This window comes from Carnimonas nigrificans ATCC BAA-78, from assembly GCF_000526695.1.
Classification (GTDB): Bacteria; Pseudomonadota; Gammaproteobacteria; order Pseudomonadales; family Halomonadaceae; genus Carnimonas; species Carnimonas nigrificans.
In genome coordinates this window covers 128,498-151,386 of sequence record NZ_JAGO01000010.1, presented here as the reverse complement: position 1 = coordinate 151,386, position 22,889 = coordinate 128,498, and the positions used below count along the sequence as shown (strand labels likewise).

The following is a 22,889-nucleotide window of genomic DNA, read 5'->3' as shown; positions in this document are numbered from 1 at the left end:
CTTATATGAAGCCATCCATACGCGAGCGCCTCGACGGTGCCGTGGATAGATTTGAAGAACTCGCAGCGCTGCTGTCCGACCCTGAAACCATCAGTAATCAAACCAGATTCCGCGACTATTCCCGTGAATACGCTGAGCTGGAGCCGCTTGTAGCGGCCTGGCAGCGTTATCGTGGTCTGGAAGACGAACGTGATGCGGCGCACGCCATGTCCAGCGATGAAGATCCTGACATGCGCGCGATGGCCGCCGAAGAGCTTGAAGAGCTTGAACCGCGTATCGAAGCGCTCGACGGCGAGATCAAGAAGCTGCTGATTCCCAAGGACCCCGACGACGAGCGTGGCGTGTTCCTTGAGGTGCGTGCCGGTACTGGCGGCGATGAAGCGGCGCTCTTCGCCGGTGATCTCTTCCGGATGTATTCGCGCTATGCCGAGCAACGCCATTGGCGTGTTGAACTGCTGAGTGCCAGTCATGGCGAGCAGGGCGGTTTCAAGGAAGTCATTGCACGACTTGAAGGCAGTGGCGTGTACGGCAGGCTCAAGTTCGAATCAGGTGCTCATCGCGTCCAGCGCGTACCGGCCACTGAGTCCCAGGGGCGCGTACATACTTCTGCCTGTACGGTGGCGGTGATGCCTGAAGTCGATGCGGTGACCGATGTTGAGATCAATACCAACGATTTGCGTATTGATACCTTCCGTTCCAGCGGTGCCGGTGGTCAGCACGTCAACACCACCGACTCTGCGATCCGTATCACCCACCTGCCGACCGGCACCGTAGTGGAGTGTCAGGACGAGCGTTCGCAGCACAAGAACAAGGCCAAGGCGATGTCGCTGCTGGCTTCGCGTCTGAAGCAGGAAGCCGTTGCGGCACACAATCAGCAGCAGTCCGAAACCCGGCGCTCGCTGGTAGGTTCGGGGGATCGCTCCGAACGTATTCGTACCTACAATTTCCCGCAGGGGCGGCTGACCGACCACCGTATCAATCTGACGCTCTATAAGCTCAGCGATATTCTGGAAGGCGATCTTGAGAGCGTGATTGAGCCGCTGATTCATGAGCATCAGGCCGACCAGTTGGCGGCGCTGCAAAGCGATTGACGTGATGACGTTTGACCAGGCGCTTAAAAAGGCGCGTGAACGTTTAGCGGCCACTTCTTCGACCGCTGCCCTCGATGCAGAAGTATTGCTGCTTGCACTGAGTGGCAAGTCGCGGGCCTGGCTATATGGCTTTGGTGATACCGAGCTGGAAAGTACGCTGGCCGCGCGTTTTGACGAATGGGTTGAACGGCGCGCTGCGGGTGAGCCAGTGGCTTATCTGCTGGGATTTCGCGAGTTCTTCGGGCTACAGCTCGAAGTGAGCCGCGCTACCCTGATTCCGCGTCCCGACACTGAGCTATTGGTTGAGCAGGCGCTCGCGTTGGCGGGCAGCGCTTCTGGTCGCGCCCTCGATCTGGGTACTGGCAGCGGCGCAATTGCACTGGCCTTTGCCAGCCAGTGCCCCGACTGGCAGGTCACAGGCTGTGATCGGGTGCCGGATGCCGTCACCCTGGCACAGCGTAATGCGGAGCGGCTGGGGCTTGGCAATACACGCTGGTTACACAGCCGCTGGTTTGATCACCATGAATTGGCCCCCCATTCGTTTGCGCTGATCATGTCGAACCCTCCCTATATTGCCGAACATGACCGCCATCTGGATCAGGGCGACGTGCGCTTTGAGCCGCGTTCGGCACTGGTTGCCGGTAGTGATGGCCTGGACGATATCCGCGAAATTATCGCTGCCAGCCCGCGCTATCTCGCTTCTCAGGGTTGGTTGCTACTGGAGCATGGTTACGATCAGGCGGCTGCCGTGCGCCATTTGATGGAGCAGCACGGCTTCTCCCAGATCGCCAGCGCTCGTGATCTTGGCGGCCATGAGCGCGTAACCTTCGGGCAGTGCGCCGTTGCCACGGATGCTGCCTAATCAGCGTATAGCACCTTTCTTCCTTCTTTTCCTCCTCTCCAACTGTCGGGAGCTGTCATGAACGATCATCAATTGCTGCGCTACAGTCGCCATGTATTGCTTCCGCAAATTGATGTGGAAGGGCAGCAGCGCTTGCTGAACGCTCGGGTAGTGATTATCGGCCTGGGAGGGCTGGGGTCAGCGGCCGCGCTGTATCTGGCGGCTTCCGGTATCGGCACGCTGGTGCTGGCCGATTTTGACCGAGTGGAGCTATCCAACCTGCAACGTCAGATCATTCATAATGAAGCTCGTCTTGGGCAAACCAAGGCGGCTTCCGCTGCGCAGGCCATTGCAGCGCTGAACCCCGATTGTCAGGTCGAGATCATCGAACAGCGCCTTGATGACGACGCCCTGACCCAGCAGGTGGGGCAGGCGGATGTAGTGCTTGATTGCACCGACCGTTTTTCAAGCCGCTATGCCATCAATCGTGCCTGTGTAGCTCATTCAACGCCGCTGGTCTCCGGTGCCGCGATCGCCTTTTCAGGACAGTTGGCGGTGTTTGATCTACGTCGCGCCGATGCCCCCTGCTATGCCTGTCTGTATGGTGAAGACGGGGACGATGAAGCGACCAGCTGCGCTGAAAGTGGCGTGGCGGCACCGCTAGTGGGCGTTATCGGTAGCTGGCAGGCGCTGGAGGCGTTGAAGCTGATTAGCGGTGCCGGCAGTGCTGTCGAGGGGCTTTCCCTGTTTGATGGGGTGAGCGGCCAATGGCGGCAGATGGCGGCCAGCCGCGATGCGCAGTGCCCTGTGTGTAGTCAGCGCTGAGAGAACCATTCAGGCAAGGGTTTTCTCGATGAAATGCGGCCCGTGACAGGTCGCATTGAGCACCTTCTGTTGTAGCGCTCTTTTCCTCTTTTTTTCCGCAAAAGCACTTTTTTGTCGCTCTGCTTATTGGCATTTGGTCGTAGTCGCGACACAATCCCTGCCTTTCATGGTGTTCGATCTGGCGTTGATATGCGCTGCCTTGGTGCTTGTATGTCGTTAGCGGGATGTGACTATCCCTCGATGGTGCGCCTTCACCTGGTGTGATCAGGCAAGGCGGTATATAGGGTTCGCCGCGGGATAGGTATGACTTCACTCTCTCTTTCTACTAAAGCGTCATTTGACAGCGCGCAGGGCTATTACGATGCCACGCGCCGCGTGTCGCTCGACCCTGCGCCTTCGCTGGAAGGGCAGCGGCGTGCCGATGTCTGCGTGATTGGCGGTGGTATTACCGGCTGTTCGGCGGCACTTCATCTTGCTGAACGCGGCTATTCGGTGGTGCTGCTGGAAGCAGCGGATATCGGCCATGGCGCCTCCGGGCGCAGCGGCGGGCAAATCTTGCCGGGTCTGGGCACCTCGATGGCGACCTTCGAGCAGGCGCTAGGCAAACAGGCTGCGCGTGACGTGTGGAATATGAGCCGTGAGGCGGTAGCGCTGACCGAGCGGCTGATCGAGCGCCACAGGATTCCTTGCGACTACCGCAAGGGATATGTGCACGCCGCCAACAAGCGCCGTCATGGTAAAGAGGCCAGGGCGTGGATTGCCGAGATGGCCAGTGGCTACGACTATCACCAGTTGGAGTGGCTGGACAAAAGTGCCCTGCAACGGCATGTGGTCACCGATGCCTATACAGGCGGCGTACTCGATCACGAAGCTGGAGCCCTGCATCCGCTCAATTACACGCTAGGGCTAGCGGCGGCAGCTCAGCGTGCGGGCACCGCCATTCACTGTGGTAATCGGGTCACCGCCATTGAGCAGCAGGCTAATGGTCGTATGCAGGTGATTGCCAACCGCGGCAGGGTGGATGCCGAGTATGTGGTGCAGGCGACCAACGCCTATGGGGAAGGGCTGGTTTCCAGCGCTGATGCGCATATTATGCCGGTCGATAATTACATTATTGCCACCTCACCCCTGACCCCCGCGCAGGTGGCTGACGTGTTGCCTACTCAGGCGGCGCTATCGGACGCTCGATTTGTACTTGATTACTATCGGCTTTCAGCGGATCATCGCTTGCTTTTCGGCGGCCAGGTGAGCTATTCGGGCCGTCAGCCGCTGATGCTCGATTGGCGCATTCGCCAGCGCATACGCTATCTGTTCCCGCAGTTGAAAAGCCCCGCGATTGATTATCGCTGGGGAGGAAGGCTGGCGATCACCATGAATCGCGCCCCTGATTTCGGACGCAAGGGCAATGGTCTTTATTGGGCGCAGGGCTATTCAGGTCATGGAATGGCGTTTGCCGGTCTGGCTGGCAAGCTGTTGGCCGAGGCCATTGCCGGACAGGCCGAGCGCTTCGACCTGTTTGGCAGCGTCAAGCATCGGGCCTTTCCCGGTGGCAAGCACATGCGCACACCTCTGTTGGTGCTTGCGACGAGTTTTTACAAGCTGCGCGATATGCTCTGATCTTTCAGCAAACAGTGCGCACCTTATAAAAACGCGCCGCCATATCGCGTCTCTGTAACACGCGGTATGCACGCTATAATTGAGCGCCTTCATGGAGCATGGAGGGCGCCACATTCACCCATAGCCAGCCGGTAATTTCCGGTGCAGTGGAGATGCCTGAATGCCCACAGACAGCGCAACCCGCGAAGAATTTCCCGATAAAGCAGCAGCCCGCTCGGTCTCGCGAGACGCTTCCTCGATTACCCTGAAGGGGCTTTCGAAGCGTTTTGGCAATGACGTTGTGGCATTGGACAACGTCGATTTAACGATCGAGGCGGGCGAATTCTTCACGCTGCTAGGCCCTTCCGGCTGCGGCAAAACCACCTTGTTGCGCATTCTGGCCGGCCTTGATTCCGCGGATAGCGGCAGTGTCGAGATTGGTGGCCGCAACGTGACCGATGTGGCACCGCACAAACGCAGCGTTAATACCGTATTCCAGTCCTATGCGCTGTTTCCCCATCTCAATGTGCGCGACAACATTGCCTTCGGCCTGAAAATGCGCGGTATTGGCAAGGCTGAAAGCAACACCCGTGTCGAGCAGATGGCGGCATCGCTGAAAATCGACAATCTGCTGGCGCGCCAGATTCACCAGCTTTCCGGTGGTCAGCGGCAGCGTATTGCGTTGGCGCGTGCGCTGGTCAACGAGCCTGATGTACTGCTGCTGGATGAGCCGCTTTCCGCCCTTGATGCGGGCCTGCGCAGCGATCTTCAGGTGGAGTTGAAGCGTCTTCAGCAACGCCTCGGCATGACCTTCGTCTTCGTGACCCACGATCAGGAAGAAGCGATGGTGATGTCTGATCGTATTGCTCTGCTGAACGGCGGTAGCATCGAGCAGGTGGGAGCGCCGCCGGAAGTCTATGAGCGTCCGCGCAGCCGCTTTGTGGCGCGCTTTATTGGTCACGACAATCTGTTTCCGGTGAGTTCGCGTAACGGTTATACCATAAATACCGAACTGGGCATGCTGACCACTGAAAGCAGCGCTGGCGGTACGGCCTCGCTGGCGTTGATCCGCCCCGAAATCATCGAGCTTTCCGCCCCAGGCAGTGCCGGTGCCGACCCGACCCTGGCGCTGAACCGTTTGCCCGGTCGCGTGCGGGAGCGCTTTTATCGCGGCGCCACGGTGGAATATCACCTCGATTGCGGCGGCCAGCATATTGTTGCCGAGGCCACCAACTCTGGCGAGCGACTGTTTCGCATCGGCGACCAGGTGCAGGTCGAGATCTATCCTGAAGATGTCATTCTGATCAACGAATAGGCGGGAGCACAGCGATGTCCAATATTTCCTCGCCTGCATCACGCGGCAGCGCGGTGCTGCATCTTTTGTGGACCACCGGCCCCTCGGCTGCCTGGATCACGCTATTTCTGGTGTTGCCGAGCCTCTATCTGGTGTCGATGGCGTTTCTGACCAACGGCACCTACGGCCAGCCTGAAATGCCGCTGAGCGTTGATTCGTTCCGCCAGCTGGCAGGCTACGGCTTCCTTGGCTGGAGCCCCGGCAACCTCTATACGCTCTTGCGCTCGCTCTACTACACGCTGTTTTCGACGGCGTTGACGGTGCTGGTGGCCTATCCCATCGCCTATTACATCTCTACCGCACGGCCCAGCCTGCGCGTGGTGATGTTGCTGGCGATCGTGGTGCCGTCATGGACCAATCAGGTAATTCGTGCCTTTGGCTGGATGAACCTGCTGGCGCCGGGCACCCCGATTTCCACTCTGGCAAGCTGGCTGGGGCTGGCTTCGCCCGAACTGGGGCTTTATCCCTCATCGTTCGCGGTGATGCTGGGGCTGGTGTACAACTTCCTGCCCTTTATGGTGCTACCGCTCTACAGTGCCTTCGAGAAGCTTGACATGTCCCAGCTTGAAGCGGCGCGGGATCTCTATGCGTCGCCGCTGCGCGCCTTTTTTGCCGCGATTTTGCCGCAAACCCTGCCAGGGCTATTGGCGGGATTGGTGCTGGTGATGATTCCCGCCTTCGGCATGTACGTGGTGCCTGAATTGTTGGGCGGTGGCCGCGCCATGATGATCGGTAATCTGGTCGCGACCCAGTTTGCGGATGGCTCCAACTGGCCCTATGGCGCGGCGGGTTCAATTCTGATGCTGGCAGCCACGCTGCTGGGTATCTGGCTGCTACGGCGGCTGGGGCGCCGCCTCGGCGGTGGTGAGGAGGTCGTGATATGAGACAACGTCGTGCTCACCCTGCGTTTGCAGTGTTCTGGTGGCTTGTGCTGCTCTTTCTGTATTTGCCGCTGGCGGTGGTGGTGCTGTTCTCCTTCAATGCGATCAACAGCGCCGCTACCTTTGCCGGCTTCTCGCTGCGCTGGTATGTCAGCCTGTTCAGCAATGATGCGGTTATTCACGCCTTCTACAACTCGATGGTGCTGGCGCTGTCGTCGTCAGTGATTGCGCTGGTGCTGGGCACCTTCCTCGGCTATGGGCTTTATCGCCACCGCGGGCGGCGCATGGGCTGGCTGATTGTTCTGATCTATCTGCCGATCGTAATGCCCGACGTGGTGTTCGGTATCTCTGACATGACGTTTTTTGTGCGGCTGAACTCGATGTTTGGCATTCTCAAACCGGGGATGCTGACCATGATTATCTCCCACGTCACCTTTGAGTTGCCCTTTGTCGCGCTACTGATTTACGCCCGTTTCGTCAATCTGGATGCGGCGCTGTTTGATGCCAGCAAGGATCTGTACGCGGGGCCGATCAAGCGGGCGCTCTATTTTGTGATCCCTGCGATCAAGCCAGCGCTGGTGGCTGGGTTCTTCCTTGCCTTTACGCTCTCTTTCGATGACTTCGTGATCAGCTTCTTCACCTCGGGGCCGGAGAGCGCTACCTTGCCGATCTATATCTGGGGTGCGATTCGTCGCGGTATCTCGCCTGATATCAACGCCATCGGCTCGCTGATGATTGCGGCGGTGCTGGTGGCTGCGCTGATCAGCCTGATCTTTACGCTGAAGTCGCGTAAGCGTGAGGGTAATCTTAATTGATTCACTGCCTGGGGCCGCTGGCGTCAGGCATTCGGATTTTCCATCAAGCTGTGCAGGGGAATGGAAACAATGACACTTTTTTCAAAGCTGGCCAGTGCTGGGGCGCTGTGTGCACTGGGGCTGGCGCTGTTGCCGGGGCAGGCACTCGCCAAGGACAAGCTCTATGTATTGAACTGGTCGGAGTATATGGACCCGGCCATTATCAAGCAGTTCGAGAAAAAATATGATGTCGATGTGGTACAGAGCTACTTCGGCACCATTGGCGAAATGTACGCGCGTTTGCAGTCGGGGGGCGATACCCAGTACGACGTGGTAATGCCTTCCAACTACTATGTGCCGCGCATGATCAGTGCTGGACTGGTGCAGCCGCTTGATAAAAGCAAGCTGCCCAACTTCAAGAATCTGATGCCGCGCTTCGCTGATCCTGATTATGACAAGGACAGCAAGTACAGCGTTGCCTATCAGTGGGGCACTACCGGTCTGGTGTATGACACTCGCGCCTTCCCTGATGCTCCCGATAGCTGGGGGCTGATCTTCGATCCGCAGAGCAACGCCAACAAGCCTTTTGCCATTCAGGGCGACGGTAATGTGATGATCGGTGCGGCGTGCGCCTATCTGGGCCATGGCTATGACTGCAAGGATCGCGCTAGCTGGATTGATGCGGGCAAGCTGCTGATGAAAACCAGCAAGCGCAGCAACTTCAACGGCTATGTGGATGGCACGCCGGTACTTCAGCAGTTGGCGCGTGGAACGGTCAAGGTGGGGGTCAGCTTCAATGGCGACTTCCTCAACTCGCGTAATGAAGACCCCGAAGGCTTCAAGCATCTGAAATACGTGGTGCCAAAAGAGGGCGCCGAGATGTGGGTCGATGCAATGGTGATTCCCAAGCGAGCGCCGCATCCGGATCTGGCCCATGCCTTTATCAACTATATTCTTGATGCGAAAGTAGGCGCTCAGCTATCGAACTGGACCTATTACTCGTCGCCCAACCAGGCGTCGATTCCTTACCTGGATGAGGAGCTGCGCAAGGCGCCTTCCCAGCCCACCGACGACGAAATGAAGCGCATTCGTTTTCTGCCAGCGCTTGAAGGCAAGGATCTCACCGACTTCCAGCAGCTATGGGGTGAGGTGCGTTCTCAGTAAGGCTGCTGAAAGAACAGGCGGTGATGAAAGCCCCATGTTGCCCATCCGGCAATGTGGGGTTTTTACGTCATGGGAGCCGGGCGGTGCCAGCGTGTCATGCCAGTGAAGTATTTCTTCAAGGGATATGGCAGCATAGCGTACAAGGCGCTTGAGTAGTGTCAGCTACTGTTTGTGCGTTGCTACAACGCACACCAGTGGCGGGAAGGTGCCGTTCTCTTAATCCTCTTCGGATGTGACCATGTCGTCCAATAGTGTTGATCCCCGCATCGAACAGTGGTTTGAAACCCACGCCATCACTGAGGTTGAGTGCCTTGTTACCGATATGACCGGTGGCCTCAAGGGCAAGATCATGCCTGCCGGCAAATACCTGCGCGGCGGGCGGCCCCGCTTGCCTGATTCCGTCTTTATTCAAACGGTGACGGGCGGTTATCCCGACGATGATGACTTGAAGTTCTGGAACTTTGCCGAGCTGGATATGCAGCTGATGGCGGACCCGGATGCGCTCTATCTGGTGCCGTGGGCTGCCGAACCGACGGCGCAGATTATTCATGACTGCACCTACATGAGTGGGGAGCCGGTCGAGATATCACCGCGTCATGTGCTGCGCAGGGTGCTGGCGCTCTACGCCGAGCGTGGCTGGGAACCGGTGATTGCGCCGGAGATGGAGTTCTTCCTGGTCAAGACCAACACCGACGCCGATTACCCGCTGGAGCCGCCGGTAGGGCGCTCAGGACGGAAGGAGAACGGGCGGCAGTCCTACAGTATTGATGCGGTGAATGAATTCGATCCGCTGTTTGAAGAGATGTACGACTTCTGCGAGCAGCAGGGGCTTAATCTCGACACCTTGATTCATGAAGAGGGTGCCGGGCAGATGGAGGTCAACTTCCTGCACGGCGATCCGCTGAAACTGGCCGACCAGATCGTCATGTTCAAGCGGACGCTCAGGGAGACCGCGCTGCGCCACGGCATGTACGCCACCTTCATGGCCAAGCCGATGGCCAATGAACCGGGCAGCGCTATGCATCTGCACCACAGCCTCAAACGGCAGGGGGAAGAGCGCAACCTGTTTGCCGATGAAGATGGCCCCAGTCGTATGTTCCTGCACTTTATTGGCGGCTTGCAGCGCTACCTGCCTGCGGCGATGCCCTTCTTCGCACCCAATATCAATTCATGGCGGCGTCTGCATCGCAGTGAACACAGCGGCAGTGCCCCGACCAACGCAGAGTGGGGCTACGATAACCGTACCGTCGGGCTGCGCGTGCCGGTCAGCGACAGTGCCAATATGCGGGTGGAGAACCGCCTGCCGGGCGCCGATGCCAACCCCTATCTGGCGATGGCGGCATCGCTGGCGTGCGGCTATCTTGGCATGCTTGAGCAGGCAGAGCCGCGTCCACCGCTGGTGGGCTATTCGTCACACGAGCGCCATGACCTGCCCGATGATGTGATTCCTGCCCTGGATATGCTGGCGGAAAGCGGCCCGCTGATGAATGTACTGGGCGAGCGCTTTGTGCGCAGCTATCTGGCGGTCAAGCGTGCCGAACATGCGGCCTATTTCAACGTGATCAGCTCATGGGAGCGCGAACATCTGCTGCTACGGGTATAGCCGCGGCACTCTGCGCCCCACGCAGGCAGACGTTGCATTCATGAGTGAGGAGTAAGCATGAGAAAAACTGCATTGGTGCAGGGTGTCAGAGCTGTGCTGGCGGCAGCCGTTTTATTCGGTGGTGCGGGCGGTGCCCAGGCCGCCGAACAGTCAACGCTTTATCTGTATAACTGGACGGATTATGTATCGCCCAAGGCGATCGCTCAGTTTGAAAAGCAGTATCACGCCAGGGTTGTGCAGAACTACTTCACCTCCAACGCCGAGATGTTCTCAAAGCTGCGCAGCGGCGGTGATGCCCAGTACGACGTTATTGTGCCGACCGATTACTTCGTGCCGCGTCTGGTGGAGGCCAAACTGATTCAGCCGTTGGGCAAGCTTGAGGCACGTCAGCAGATCGCTGAAGAGTTTCTGAAGGCCGATTATGATCCGGGTGGCCGCTACAGCTTGCCTTATCTGTGGGGTGCTACCGGCATTATCTATGACACCCGGGCCCTGCCGGATCTGCCCCATAGCTGGAAAGCGCTGTTTGATGAAAAAGCGAACCCTCGTCAGCCGTTCTCGCTGCTGGGCGGCGATGCTCAGGTGCTGTTTGGGGCCAGCTGTGCGGCGCTGGGGTTGGGCTTCGATTGTGTTGGGCAGGATGATTGGGTAAAGGCGGGGCGGGCGGTGTCAGCAACGCTACAGCGACCCAATTTCCAGGGCTTTAGCGATAGCACTGCCGCCATTGATCAGGTGGTGCGCGGGGTAGCCAAGGTCGCCGTGACCTACAGCGGTGATTTTGACTACCGGCGCGACGCTTCTCCTGATAGCTATCGTCATATCGGCTTCTTTATCCCCAGTGAAGGTTCCCAGCGCGGCGTTGATACCCTGGCGATTCCTGCTCACGCCCCGCATCCTGAGCTGGCGCGCCGGTTTATCGAGTTCATGCAGCGGCCCGAGATTGCGGCACTCAATGCGCGCTACAGCCATTACTACACCCCCAATAAAGGGGCGGAAGCGGTGCTTGCCGAGCAAGGTATCAAGGCCACTCCCGATCGGCAGGAGCGTGACAGGCTGATGTTTGTGCCGCTGTTGGAAGGCAGGCAGTTGCAGCTACTACAGCAGATTTGGGGCGAGGTGCGTAGTCGTCAGTAGCCAGCGCAGCAGAAGTGATTGAACTACAGGAAAACGCTGTCAGGGAGTAATGCCCTGGCAGCGTTTTTCTTGCATTCACGCAGAAGGCTGATGGCTGAGAAAGGTTTTTCTTGGCAAGGGCTTGCGCCCAAAGCACTATGTACCTGGACTGATAATGGCATTACTGTAATGCCCCTCATAAAAAACACCCCCCTATTGGTATAGCAACAATGTCTACTGGCGCCCCCTGGTACCGCATCCTCTATGTTCAAGTGCTGATCGCCATTGCGGCAGGTATCACGCTCGGCCATTTCTACCCTGATCTGGCGCAATCGCTGAAGCCGCTGGGTGATGCGTTTATCCAGTTGATCAAGATGATTATTGCGCCGGTTATTTTCTGTACGGTTGTGACTGGCATCGCGGGCATGGGCGATATGAAAAAAGTGGGGCGCGTGGGCGGCAAGGCGCTGATCTACTTTGAAGTCGTATCGACCTTTGCGCTGGCGATCGGTGTGATTGCGGGGCTGGTGCTGCGCCCCGGTGACGGCTTCAATGTCGATCCTGCCACGCTTGATGCCAGCGCGGTGGCGAAATATACCGCAGCGGCGGAGCACGGTCACAGCGTTACCGATTTTCTGCTGAGTATCATTCCCTCCAGCATGTTCAGCGCTTTTACCGAAGGTAATATTCTACAGGTGCTGCTGGTGGCGATTCTGACCGGCGCGGGGCTCTCTGCACTGGGCGAAAAGGGGCGCAACGTCACCTCGGCCATCGAGCAGGCTTCGGCGGTACTGTTCAAGATCGTAGGCTTTATCACCAAGCTGGCCCCAATTGGTGCGCTGGGCGCGATGGCCTTTACCGTGGGCAAGTACGGCGTTGGTTCCTTGACTCAGCTGGTTGAGCTGGTGCTGAGCTTCTATGCGACCGCCATCTTGTTTGTGCTGATCGTGCTGGGCGCGATTGCACGCTTCAGCGGTTTCAGCATTATTCGCTTGATTGTATATCTCAAGGATGAATTGCTGATTATTCTCGGCACCAGCTCTTCGGAATCAGCGCTGCCGCAGCTATTGCAGAAGATGGAGCGTGCTGGCTGCTCGCGTTCGGTCGTGGGGCTGGTGGTGCCGACCGGTTACTCATTCAACCTGGATGGCACCAACATCTATATGACACTGGCCGTGCTGTTTATCGCGCAGGCGACCAATGTCGAACTGAGCGCCATGCAGCTGATCACCATTTTGCTGGTGGCGATGCTGACCTCCAAAGGTGCCAGCGGCGTGACCGGTGCCGGTTTCGTGACACTCGCGGCGACGTTATCGGTGGTGCCGGGCCTGCCGGTGAGTGCCATTGTGCTGGTGCTTGGCGTTGACCGTTTCATGAGCGAGTGCCGCTCGCTGACCAACTTCATCGGTAATAGCGTGGCCACTATCGTGATGTCAGCGTGGGAGAAGCAGCTTGATCGTGAGCAGTTGAAACGCGCCCTGAGCGGTCGTTCTAGGGAAGATTCAGCCGCCTCATAGGGAAGAAGGGCTGCCATAATGCAGCCGCAGCCCCCCCTGAGAATGGAACGCCATTGCGGTAGTGATAAAGATGGTTGCGACTCTTTTACATTCGCTCACCTGCCTTTATGCGCTGCCGCTGGTACACTTCGATAGATTCACCTTTTTATCGAACACGAGTGGCTACAGGAATCCCTATGAGTATCGATCCCCATGCAGGCCAGTTGCCCGACGACGCTATGCTGACCAATCTGCCTCGACTGGTATCACGCTATTACGGGTTGCGCCCCGACCCCGATAATGTGGCTCAGAAGGTTGCCTTTGGTACTTCGGGTCATCGCGGTTCGGCGTTCGCTGGCAGCTTTAACGAGTGGCATATTCTTGCCATTACCCAGGCGATCTGTGAATTCAGGCGTGAGCAGGGCGTCAATGGCCCGCTCTTCATGGGCATGGATACGCATGCGTTGTCAGAGCCGGCCTTTGCCTCGGCACTTGAAGTGCTGGCTGCCAATGGGGTCGAGACACGTATTGATGCCGGTGTCGAGGAGACCGGTGGCGAGCCGGGCTATACGCCGACGCCTGTTATCTCCAATGCGATTATCGAATACAACAAGGGGCGCAGCGACGGGCTGGCCGATGGCATCGTGATTACGCCTTCGCACAACCCGCCTGCTGATGGCGGCTTTAAATACAATCCTACCCATGGCGGCCCGGCTGATACCGATGTCACCAAATGGATTGAAGACCGTGCCAATGAGCTGTTGACGCTGGGGCTTGATGGCGTGAAGCGCGTGGATTACGAAACGGCGCTTAATGTTGAAAGCACTCAACGATTTGACTATATCAGCCAGTACGTTGATGGCCTTGCGCAGGTTATTGATCTGGACGCCATTCGTGATTCAGGGCTGACCTTTGGCGTTGATCCGCTGGGCGGCGCGGGTGTTCACTACTGGACGCGCATTGCCAGCCAGTATCAGCTGCCGCTGAAGGTGCTGTCGCAGCATGTCGATCCCACCTTCCGCTTTATGCCGCGTGACTGGGACGGCAAGATTCGAATGGATTGCAGCTCGCCCTACGCGATGGCGGCAATGATCGACAACAAGGATAGCTTCGATGTCTCCTTCGGCTGTGATACCGATCACGACCGTCATGGTATCGTCGCGCGCTCAACCGGGCTTCTGAATCCTAACCACTATCTGGCGGTGGCAATTGAGTATCTCTTTACTCACCGCCCGCAGTGGAACGAAAGCGTCGGCGTGGGTAAAACCCTGGTCTCCTCGGCGATGATTGATCGTGTCGCCAAGGGGCTGGGGCGAGAGCTGTTCGAAACGCCGGTAGGGCTTAAATGGTTTGTGCAGGGGCTTGTCGAAGGCAAGCTCGGCTTTGGCGGTGAAGAGTCCGCTGGCGCTACCTTCCTGCGCAAGGATGGCAGCGTATGGTCAACTGACAAGGATGGCATCATTCTCGGGCTGTTGGCGGCAGAAATTACCGCGGTCACTGGTAAGGACCCGGGCCAGCATTATCAGGAGCTGACCGAGCGTTTCGGCGCTCCCGTCTATCAGCGTATTGATGCTGCCGCGACCCGCGAGCAGAAAGCCAAGCTCAAGGCGCTGTCGCCCGAGCAGGTCAGTGCCACGACGCTGGCCGGTGATCCGATTACCCGCATTCTGACCAATGCTCCCGGCAATGATGCCCCTATCGGCGGCTTGAAGGTCGAGACTGACAACGGTTGGTTTGCCGCACGTCCTTCCGGCACCGAAGATGTCTACAAGATCTACGCGGAGAGCTTTAAGGGCGAAGAGCACTTGAAGCATATTCAGCAGGAAGCCAAGGCACTCGTCGATCAGGTGCTGGAAGGCTAATCCTTTCCATTCTCGCGCTGTTCAGGAACACCCCGCTACAACCAGGTTGTAGCGGGGTGTTTTACAGGTAATAGGCGAATAGTCGTGGTTTCTTTGTGTTTGTTGTATAGATAGACTGGTCTACCTACTTTGTTCTGTTCAGGAGGTTGCCATGGCTCCCGATAGTGAGCTCGCGCAAGGCGCTGGTGCTCGCGACAGGCTGCTGGCCGCAGCGGCGCTGCTGTTTTACCGCAATGGCATTAACGCCACGGGCATTGATGCCATCATCCGTGAAGCGGGGGTGGCAAGAAAAAGTCTTTACAACCACTTTGCTTCCAAAAGCGAGCTAGTGGCGTGCTATATCGAGGAGCGGCATCGCCAATGGCTGGGGTTCTATCGCGAGCGTGAAGCGCACGCGGATTCTCATCTCGCGGCAGTGCTTGCTGTCTTCGATGCGTATGTAGATCACGCTGAATCACGCTTTTCCATGGGATTTCGCGGCTGCGGCCTGCTCAATGCTGCGGGGGAGTTTGAGGCAGGGGATCAGGGGCGGGAGGCAGTGCGTCGTCATAAAGAAGAGGTCGAGCGCATTATTGCCGGCCACTTGCGTGAGATGCGGTCACCTTCTTCTGTTCAAGCGGATGATCTGGCGCAGCAGATCGCGTTCCTGCTGGAAGGTGCCATTGCCCGTGCAGGGCTGGCGGGAAGTGCTGCGCTTGTCAACGATGCGCGCCGTTATGCACAGCGTTGGCTGGAGGCGTTATGAATAGCGTGTGGGCGCCGCTGGCCGTTGCAGTAGCAGCATTTTTGTGGGGCACGACCGGTGTGGTGGCGAGCGCTGCCCCTATGGTCAGCCCTTTGACCATTGGCGCGGTAGCGATGGGGCTGGGCGGTCTATTGCAGGCCAGCCTGGCGCTGCGCGGCATGCGTCATCGCCATCATCTGCTATTGGCGCAGTGGCGCTGGTGGCTGGTGGGCGCAATCGCCGTGGCGATATACCCATTGGCGTTTTACAGCGCCATGCGTGAGGCGGGAGTCACGGTAGGGAATGTGGTGTCGATTGGCGCGGCGCCCGCTTTTTCAGCCATGCTGGAGCGGGTGTTGGATGGCCGCCGTGTGAGTTTACGCTGGAAGGTCGGCATTGTGGTGGGTGTCGGCGGTATTCTGGTGCTAGGCGCATCGCGCAGCAGTGGGCATAGCGACGCTCTGCCTGCCGGCCCGCAAGCGCTGTGGGGCATGGCGTTAGGACTGGTGGCGGCCTTCACCTACGCGCTGTATAGCTACAGCGCTCAACGCCTGATGCGGGAAGGAATCAGCTCACGTTATGCCATGGGAGCGATCTTTGGTGGCGGTGGCCTATTGCTGCTGCCGCTGGTGGTGTTGACCGGTGCATCGCTGCTGTCCTCATGGACATCCTTCGCCGTGGGGAGCTATCTCGCCATCGTGCCGATGTTCCTCGGCTATCTCTGCTTTGGTTATGGACTGTCGCGGGTGGCTGCAAGTACCGCGACGACCATTACCCTGCTGGAACCGGTGGTGGCTGCACTGCTTGCTGCAGCGGTAGTGGGAGAGCGCCTGACCTCAAGTGGATGGCTGGGGATCGGCATGATATTCCTGTGTCTTTTGATTGTTACGCTGCCGATGCGCAAAAACCGCTCGTCTCCTATTACCGTTAGTAATGAATAGCATAACTTCGGCATAACGGTATGAAGGAGAATCAGCCCAGTGCCAAGGGTGCAGCAGGGTAGAAGGGGGAAGGCTAGCCATTCGTTTTCAGCGTCAATCGCCCGTCGCTGTCAGGCAAGACAGCCTGGGCCGGGTATCCTGTCGGCAAGTTTAAGCAGTGGGAAGGAGCAGGGCTATAACGCCATGATTGGCCGCTAATGCCCCATTTTGAGAACTTGTCTATCACCTGCATAAAAAAGAGGCTCTGCGGCGTAAGCGGCAGGGCCTCTCTTTGGTTGCTCACCCGTCACGTTACGGCAGGGGAGCTTTTGTTGCGCATGGCTTACAGCAGCGCGTCGAGCTTCTCTTTCAGCAGTTTGTTCACCTGCTGAGGATTGGCGGTACCGCGGGTGGCTTTCATCACCTGTCCGACGAAGAAGCCGACCATTTTGCCTCGTTTCTCTTCGGTGGCTTCCACATACTGGGTAACCTGCACAGGATTGGCTGCGATGACCTCGTCAATGGCAGCTTCGAGTGCGCCGGTATCAGTGACCTGCTTCAGCCCCTTGGCTTCGATGACCTGATCGGCATCTTCGAAGCGGCGCTGCCACAGCTCCTGGAAGACCTGCTTGGCCGCCTTGCCATTGATGGTGTCGTCCTTGAGGCGCACCAGCAGGCCGCCCAGTTGTGCGGCGCTAACCGGGCTTTCGCTGATTGGCAGACTGTCGCGGTTGAGCTGAGCGGAAAGCTCGCCCTGCACCCAGTTGGCGGCCAGCTTGGCATCACCGCACACCTCAAGGGTCTGCTCAAAGTAGTCAGCGGTGTCGTGGTGCGCAGTCAGTACACCCGCATCGTAGGACGACAGCCCCAGCTCGCTTTCGTAGCGTTCTCGCTTGGCAGCGGGAAGTTCCGGCAGCAGGGAGCGCTGATGGTCAACATACGCCTGGTCGACCACGAGCGGCAGCAGGTCAGGGCAAGGGAAGTAGCGGTAGTCGTTGGCTTCTTCCTTGGTGCGCATGCTGCGGGTTTCATCGGCATCGGGGTCGTACAGGCGCGTTTCCTGCACCACCTTGCCGCCATCTTCAAGAATATCAATCTGGCGCTCTACTTCGTAAGCGATGGCGCGTTCAACAAAGCGGAACGAGTTGACGTTCTTGATCTCGGCGCGCGTGCCAAATTCCTGCTGGCCTTTAGGGCGTATGGAGACGTTCACATCGCAGCGCATCGAACCTTCTGCCATGTTGCCGTCGGAGATGCCCAGATACGTGACCAGCGTATGCATGGCGCGCAGATAGGCGGACGCCTCCTTGGCCGAACGCAGGTCAGGCTCGGAGACGATCTCCAGCAGCGGGGTGCCCGCACGGTTCAGGTCGATGCCGCTCATGCCAGCGAAGTCTTCATGCAGTGACTTGCCGGCATCTTCTTCAAGGTGCGCGTGGTGAATGCGTATCTGCTTGCGCTCGCCATCTTCAGGCAGAATTTCCAGCACGCCCTTGCCCACGATGGGCTGCGCCATCTGGCTGGTCTGATACCCCTTCGGGAGGTCGGGGTAGAAGTAGTTCTTGCGTTCGAATACCGATACGTCAGGAATTTCGGCATCTATCGCGAGACCGAAGCGCAGCGCCATGGCGACGGCGTTTTCATTGAGCACCGGCAGCACGCCTGGAAGCCCAAGGTCAACGGCGCTCGCCTGACTGTTGGGTTCGGCACCGAAGGCTGTCGAAGAGCCGGAAAAGATCTTCGAGCGGGTCGCCAGCTGGACATGGACTTCAAGCCCGATCACGGTTTCCCATTGCATAGTCGTTGTCCTCTTCAACCTTGGTACTGTTCAGGCCGACGCTGGTGCCAGTCGGTGTGTTGCTGGAATACGTGGGCAACATTCAGCAGATGCGATTCGCCGAAGTGCGGCCCCAGAATTTGTAGGCCCACCGGACGATTATCGACGAAACCTGCCGGTACGCTGATGCCGGGAATGCCTGCCAGATTGATCGCGATAGTGTAGATATCCTGCAGGTACATGGAGACCGGGTCAGCCTGCTCGCCCAGCTTGAAGGCGGGGGTAGGTGCCGCTGGCCCCATCAGTACGTCCACCTTGTCGAAGGCGTCGAGGAAGTCCTGACGAATCAGGCGACGTACCTGCTGCGCCTTGCGGTAATAGGCGTCGTAGAAGCCTTCCGAGAGGGTGTGGGTGCCCATGAGAATGCGGCGCTTGACCTCTTCACCGAAGCCTTCGCCACGAGAGCGCTTGTAAAGGTCTTCGAGATCGACAGGGCTGTCGCAGCGATGGCCGAAGCGCACACCGTCATAGCGCGCCAGATTGGAGGAGGCTTCAGCAGGGGCAATCACGTAGTAGGCGGGGACGGCCAGTTGCGTATGCGGCAGGCTTACATCCACGACCTGAGCGCCGAGACTTTCATACACCTTGACCGCTTCGCGTACCGCCTGCTCGACACCGGCATCCAGACCGTCACCGAAGTATTCGACCGGCAGACCGATCTTGAGGCCATCGAGGGGCTGGGCGAGGGTGGCGGTATAGTCAGGCACCACGCGGGATACGCTGGTCGAGTCGCGGCCATCGTGGCCAGCAATTGCGTTGAGCAGCAGCGCACAGTCCTCGGCGGAGCGACCGAAAGGGCCTGCCTGATCAAGGCTGGAGGCATAGGCGATAATGCCGTAGCGCGATACTCGGCCATAGGTCGGCTTAAGACCGGTAATTCCGCAGAAGGCAGCGGGCTGACGAATCGAGCCGCCGGTATCGGTGCCCAGTGCCGCAGGCACCAGCCCCGCAGCCACCGCAGCGGCAGAGCCGCCCGAAGAGCCGCCAGGTACCAATGAGTGATCCCAGGGATTCTTCACGGCGCCGAAGAAGCTGTTTTCGTTGGAGGAGCCCATCGCGAACTCGTCCATATTGGTTTTACCGAGGCTGATGGTGCCGGCACTGTTCAGCTTCTCGACAACGGTCGCGTTATAGGGTGACACGAAGTTGGAGAGCATTTTTGACGCGGCAGTGGTCAGAACACCTTCGGTGCAGAAGATATCCTTGAGCGCCAGCGGTACGCCGGTGAGAGCGCCCACGTCATCCTTGGCTCGTGCGGCATCGGCGGCTTCAGCCTGCTCAAGCGCCGCATCGCCAGTGACGGTTATAAATGAATTGATGTCAGCGTCGCGCTGCTGGATGCGGTCGAGAAAACCGCGTACCAGATCAACGCTTTTGAACTCGCCCGAGGTCAGGCCGCGGGCCATCTCGGCAAGGGTCAGGTCTAGCATGCGTGATGTATCCGAAAGCTGGGTAAGGGTACGAAGTCAGTGTGCAGCACGCCGCGACGATGGTGCTCGTCTCGGGGCGGTATACGCTGGCTTCGTGAGAAATAACGGGCGTTGCCCAGCGGCTGGGCAATGTCGAAGCGATAGCGTTACTCGACGACGCGCGGTACCAGATAAAGCCCTTTGGCGACCTCGGGAGCTACCGTCTGGAACTGATCGCGCTGGTCGCTTTCCGTCACTTCATCGGCACGCAGCGGTTGCGTGGCATCAAGCGGATGGGAAAGCGGCTGTACGCCCTCGGTGTCAATTTCCTGAAGACGGTCCACCATGTTCAGGATGCGCGTCAGATCACCGACATAACGGTCGGCATCGGCGTTATCAATGCTGATGCGTGCCAGATGGGCGGCACGCAGGACGTCGGCGTGTTCTATCGCCATGCTGTAGGGTCCTGTTGCTTCAATGGGCAGGTGGCGCTTTTACCGTGAAGGCTCGCGAGGTATTCAGCATGAGTGCCGAACGCTCCCTGGCGCGCCTTTTGTCGCAGCAGATGCACTGCCACCTTGCCGAATTATGGATGTTTGCTGCAGGCGTTGGCCTATGCCATTGCCTATCATTCAGGCGCAACGGATAATATCCGCTATTATATGTGCCTGCCGCTTGTGTTCAGGCGTTAGTATGTCACGTTTACGCTCGCATATAATAACACGTGTGGCGGTGGCCTCGCTTGCCGCGACACAGGCGCAATGATAACGTGCGCACTTGCGCCGTACTGCGATCTGCACTAGGTATCTTTATACAATGTTCAAACGTCTTCGTGGCTTGTTCTCAAGCGATCTCTCGATCGACCTGGGTACGGCCAATACGCTTATTTATGTTCGTGGTAAGGGCATCGTGCTCGACGAGCCGTCCGTGGTGACCATTCGTCAGTCCGGCAATATGCGCAGTGTTGCTGCGGTGGGGGTTGATGCGAAGCGGATGCTGGGGCGTACGCCCGGTAACGTTACCGCCATTCGCCCTATGAAAGATGGCGTTATCGCCGACTTTACCGTGACCGAGCAGATGCTGCAGCACTTCATTCGTAAAGTGCATCAAAGTACCTTCCTGACACCGAGTCCGCGTGTGCTGGTGTGTGTGCCCTGCATGTCGACTCAGGTGGAGCGTCGCGCCATCAAGGAATCCGCAGAAGGCGCTGGCGCGCGCGAAGTCTTCCTGATTGAAGAGCCTATGGCGGCCGCTATCGGTGCCGGTTTGCCGGTAGAAGAAGCGCAAGGTTCAATGGTGGTGGATATCGGTGGTGGTACGACCGAAATTGCCATTATTTCACTCTCTGGCGTGGTCTATTCCGAATCCGTGCGTGTTGGCGGTGACCGTTTTGATGAAGCGATCACAGCCTATGTACGGCGCCATTATGGCAGCCTGATCGGTGAAGCAACTGCCGAGCGCATCAAGGAAGAGATCGGCTGTGCCTACCCGGGCGGTGAACTGCGCGAAATTGATGTGCGTGGACGTAATCTGGCCGAAGGGGTGCCGCGCAGCTTTACGCTCAACTCGAACGAAATTCTTGATGCGCTGCAAGAGCCGCTGTCGTCGATTGTCTCGGCAGTCAAGAGCGCCCTTGAGCAATCTCCCCCCGAGCTGGCCTCCGATATTGCCGAGCGTGGTCTGGTCGTTACCGGTGGTGGCGCGCTGCTGCGTGATATCGACAAGCTGCTCGCCGAAGAGACCGGGCTTCCCGTTATCGTGGCAGATGAACCGCTCAGCTGTGTTGCGCGTGGTGGTGGCAAGGCGCTTGAGATGATTGATCAGCACGCCTTCGAACTCTTCTCGATCGACTAGCGGCTTCACACCTGCCTGAGCGATAGATCATTTCGCCATTATTGGTGCGAAATATCGGTCAGGCGGGTGGTCGATGCGTGGAGGATGTCCTATCAAGCCATTGTTCATTCATGGTCCTTCCCCAGGGTTCCGCATGGTGCTGTGCACTATATTGGCGGCGCTCCTGCTGTTTGTAGATCTTCGTTATACCTGGATGGAAAAAGTGCGCACCGAGGCATCGACCGTGGTGGCGCCGGTGCAGTGGCTTGTCAGTCTTCCCGCTGAAGCGATGAGCTGGGGGGCAACTGCCTTTTCATCCCAGCGTGCGCTGGTGGAAGAAAATCGTGCGCTGCGTGAACAGCTTACACGGCTTTCGCAGCGCAGCCTGCGCATGGATGCCTTGACGGAAGAGAACGTTCAGCTACGCCAGTTGATGCACGCTGCGCCCCAGCAGCAGATGCAGTTTATTACCAGCGAGCTGATGCGCCTCGACAATGATCCCTTCATTCAGCAGATGATTGTCAATCGCGGTGCCGACCATGGCGTCTATCAAGGGCAGCCGGTAGTCGATGCCTTCGGCGTCGTGGGACACGTCGTGTCGGTCGGGCGTTTTTCGAGCCGCGTCATGATGATTAGTGACCCCAGCAATGCCATGCCTGTTCAGCTGGTGCGCAATGGACTGCGTTTTGTGATTCAAGGTGTGGGTGGCCCTCACCACTTGCAGCTGGTCAATGTGCCGGCCAACGCCGACGTGCGGGAGGGGGATCTGCTGGTCACCTCGGGGCTGGGGGGCGAGTTTCCGCCCGGCTATCCGGTGGCGACAGTCACCAAGGTGGAGTCGCGTACCAATGGGCCTTTTGCCAAAGTGGAAGCGCGGCCTGCGGCTCAGCTTGATCGTAGCCGTGATTTTCTGATGCTGTCGGCACGCGATGCGGTCTCTACGGATTCCGGTGCGCGTGTCGAGCAGGCCACCATTGATGCCATCGACAAGCTGTACCATCCTGCTGCCGAGGACGCTCCACATGGCCGCTGAGAAAAACCGCGCAGTATATCCCATGGTATGGCTTACGCTGATTGCGGCCCTGGTGCTGCAATTGATGCCGATGCCTGACAGTCTGCTGCTGCTGCGTCCGCCCTGGATCGCCATGACGCTGATCTTCTGGTGTTTGGCGCAGCCGCTGCGTGTCGGGGTATTTCACGGCTTTATCATTGGCCTGCCGCTGGATTTGCTCAATGGCACACCGCTGGGACAAAACGCACTGCTGCTGTCGGGTGTCTGTTTTCTGACGCTGCTGCTCTATTCCCGTATCCGGCTCTACTCCCTGTGGCAGCAAGCGCCTGTGGTGGTGGTGATTACCGGGCTGGTACTGCTATGTGAGCAGTGGCTAAGGGTGCTGTTTGGAGTTTCCGAGCTGCATATCCAGTTTATCTATGGCGCTCTGATTAGCGGGCTGCTGTGGCCGTGGTTCTCTACCCTGCTGTACAACATTCAGCGCGGCCTCTAGGCGGGGCAGTGCGTTTTCTTCTTATGCCGGTTTTGTAAGCT

General features: G+C 58.3%; 20 protein-coding genes. 17 read left to right on the top strand and 3 right to left on the bottom strand.

The annotated features are described in order from the left end of the window. Nucleotides 1–5: 5 nt before the first annotated feature. The 14 genes from prfA to L881_RS0101865 all read left to right on the top strand — a co-directional run bounded on the left by prfA (nucleotide 6) and on the right by L881_RS0101865 (nucleotide 16,285). Nucleotides 6–1,091: a peptide chain release factor 1 gene (gene prfA, locus L881_RS0101930; protein WP_025732037.1), complete on the top strand. Its 1,086-nt coding sequence runs from the start codon at nucleotides 6–8 to the stop codon at nucleotides 1,089–1,091. After that, complete coding sequence (prmC, locus tag L881_RS0101925; RefSeq protein ID WP_342664091.1) at nucleotides 1,048–1,953, top strand: peptide chain release factor N(5)-glutamine methyltransferase; 906 nt, start codon at nucleotides 1,048–1,050, stop codon at nucleotides 1,951–1,953. The genes prfA and prmC overlap by 44 nt, the downstream gene beginning before the upstream one ends. A gap of 57 nt (nucleotides 1,954–2,010) precedes the next feature. Further along, the gene (locus L881_RS0101920; RefSeq protein WP_025732035.1) at nucleotides 2,011–2,757 is read left to right on the top strand and encodes a HesA/MoeB/ThiF family protein; all 747 of its coding nucleotides are present in this window, start codon (nucleotides 2,011–2,013) and stop codon (nucleotides 2,755–2,757) included. A gap of 303 nt (nucleotides 2,758–3,060) precedes the next feature. Then, on the top strand, nucleotides 3,061–4,374 hold the full coding sequence (locus tag L881_RS0101915; RefSeq protein ID WP_025732034.1) for an NAD(P)/FAD-dependent oxidoreductase: 1,314 nt from the start codon (nucleotides 3,061–3,063) through the stop codon (nucleotides 4,372–4,374). A gap of 160 nt (nucleotides 4,375–4,534) precedes the next feature. Then, entirely contained in the window at nucleotides 4,535–5,668 is a 1,134-nt protein-coding gene (locus L881_RS0101910) for an ABC transporter ATP-binding protein (protein ID WP_025732032.1), read from the top strand. A 14-nt stretch (nucleotides 5,669–5,682) separates the two neighbouring features. Beyond that, entirely contained in the window at nucleotides 5,683–6,591 is a 909-nt protein-coding gene (locus L881_RS0101905) for an ABC transporter permease (RefSeq protein WP_025732031.1), read from the top strand. Further along, on the top strand, nucleotides 6,588–7,403 hold the full coding sequence (locus L881_RS0101900) for an ABC transporter permease (protein WP_025732030.1): 816 nt from the start codon (nucleotides 6,588–6,590) through the stop codon (nucleotides 7,401–7,403). The genes L881_RS0101905 and L881_RS0101900 overlap by 4 nt, the downstream gene beginning before the upstream one ends. Before the next feature lie 69 nt (nucleotides 7,404–7,472). Continuing rightward, entirely contained in the window at nucleotides 7,473–8,546 is a 1,074-nt protein-coding gene (locus L881_RS0101895; RefSeq protein WP_025732029.1) for an ABC transporter substrate-binding protein, read from the top strand. Nucleotides 8,547–8,784: 238 nt separating this feature from the next. Further along, nucleotides 8,785–10,149 carry a glutamine synthetase family protein gene (locus tag L881_RS0101890; RefSeq protein WP_025732028.1) on the top strand — a complete coding sequence of 455 codons (1,365 nt, stop codon included), beginning with the start codon at nucleotides 8,785–8,787 and terminating at the stop codon, nucleotides 10,147–10,149. A gap of 57 nt (nucleotides 10,150–10,206) precedes the next feature. After that, nucleotides 10,207–11,283, top strand: coding sequence for a polyamine ABC transporter substrate-binding protein (locus tag L881_RS0101885; RefSeq protein WP_084055361.1), 1,077 nt, complete (start codon nucleotides 10,207–10,209; stop codon nucleotides 11,281–11,283). Between the two features lie 209 nt (nucleotides 11,284–11,492). Next, the gene (locus L881_RS0101880) at nucleotides 11,493–12,779 is read left to right on the top strand and encodes a dicarboxylate/amino acid:cation symporter (protein WP_025732026.1); all 1,287 of its coding nucleotides are present in this window, start codon (nucleotides 11,493–11,495) and stop codon (nucleotides 12,777–12,779) included. 176 nt (nucleotides 12,780–12,955) lie between these two features. Beyond that, nucleotides 12,956–14,620 (top strand): phosphoglucomutase (alpha-D-glucose-1,6-bisphosphate-dependent), encoded by a 1,665-nt coding sequence (gene pgm / locus L881_RS0101875; RefSeq protein WP_025732025.1) that lies wholly within the window; start codon nucleotides 12,956–12,958, stop codon nucleotides 14,618–14,620. Between the two features lie 151 nt (nucleotides 14,621–14,771). Beyond that, complete coding sequence (locus tag L881_RS0101870) at nucleotides 14,772–15,365, top strand: TetR/AcrR family transcriptional regulator (protein WP_025732024.1); 594 nt, start codon at nucleotides 14,772–14,774, stop codon at nucleotides 15,363–15,365. Continuing rightward, on the top strand, nucleotides 15,362–16,285 hold the full coding sequence (locus L881_RS0101865) for a DMT family transporter (RefSeq protein ID WP_025732023.1): 924 nt from the start codon (nucleotides 15,362–15,364) through the stop codon (nucleotides 16,283–16,285). The genes L881_RS0101870 and L881_RS0101865 overlap by 4 nt, the downstream gene beginning before the upstream one ends. A gap of 322 nt (nucleotides 16,286–16,607) precedes the next feature. On the opposite strand, the gene gatB is transcribed toward L881_RS0101865, so the two are convergent. From gatB to gatC, 3 genes are all read right to left on the bottom strand, one after another. Next, nucleotides 16,608–18,062, bottom strand: a complete 1,455-nt coding sequence (gatB, locus tag L881_RS0101860) for an Asp-tRNA(Asn)/Glu-tRNA(Gln) amidotransferase subunit GatB (protein ID WP_025732022.1) — start codon at nucleotides 18,060–18,062, stop codon at nucleotides 16,608–16,610. A 14-nt stretch (nucleotides 18,063–18,076) separates the two neighbouring features. Next, a complete protein-coding gene (gene gatA, locus L881_RS0101855; RefSeq protein WP_025732021.1) occupies nucleotides 18,077–19,531 on the bottom strand; it encodes an Asp-tRNA(Asn)/Glu-tRNA(Gln) amidotransferase subunit GatA in 1,455 nt (484 codons plus the stop codon). Between the two features lie 146 nt (nucleotides 19,532–19,677). Beyond that, nucleotides 19,678–19,965 carry an Asp-tRNA(Asn)/Glu-tRNA(Gln) amidotransferase subunit GatC gene (gene gatC, locus L881_RS0101850; RefSeq protein WP_025732020.1) on the bottom strand — a complete coding sequence of 96 codons (288 nt, stop codon included), beginning with the start codon at nucleotides 19,963–19,965 and terminating at the stop codon, nucleotides 19,678–19,680. Between the two features lie 361 nt (nucleotides 19,966–20,326). Here gatC and L881_RS0101845 point away from each other — a divergent pair, with 361 nt between their 5' ends. The 3 genes from L881_RS0101845 (at nucleotide 20,327) to mreD (ending at nucleotide 22,848) form a co-directional block, all read left to right on the top strand. Further along, on the top strand, nucleotides 20,327–21,364 hold the full coding sequence (locus tag L881_RS0101845) for a rod shape-determining protein (protein WP_025732019.1): 1,038 nt from the start codon (nucleotides 20,327–20,329) through the stop codon (nucleotides 21,362–21,364). A 73-nt stretch (nucleotides 21,365–21,437) separates the two neighbouring features. Further along, complete coding sequence (gene mreC / locus L881_RS0101840) at nucleotides 21,438–22,376, top strand: rod shape-determining protein MreC (RefSeq protein WP_084055360.1); 939 nt, start codon at nucleotides 21,438–21,440, stop codon at nucleotides 22,374–22,376. Next, nucleotides 22,366–22,848, top strand: coding sequence for a rod shape-determining protein MreD (gene mreD / locus L881_RS12665; protein WP_034578165.1), 483 nt, complete (start codon nucleotides 22,366–22,368; stop codon nucleotides 22,846–22,848). The genes mreC and mreD overlap by 11 nt, the downstream gene beginning before the upstream one ends. Nucleotides 22,849–22,889 lie beyond the last annotated feature (41 nt).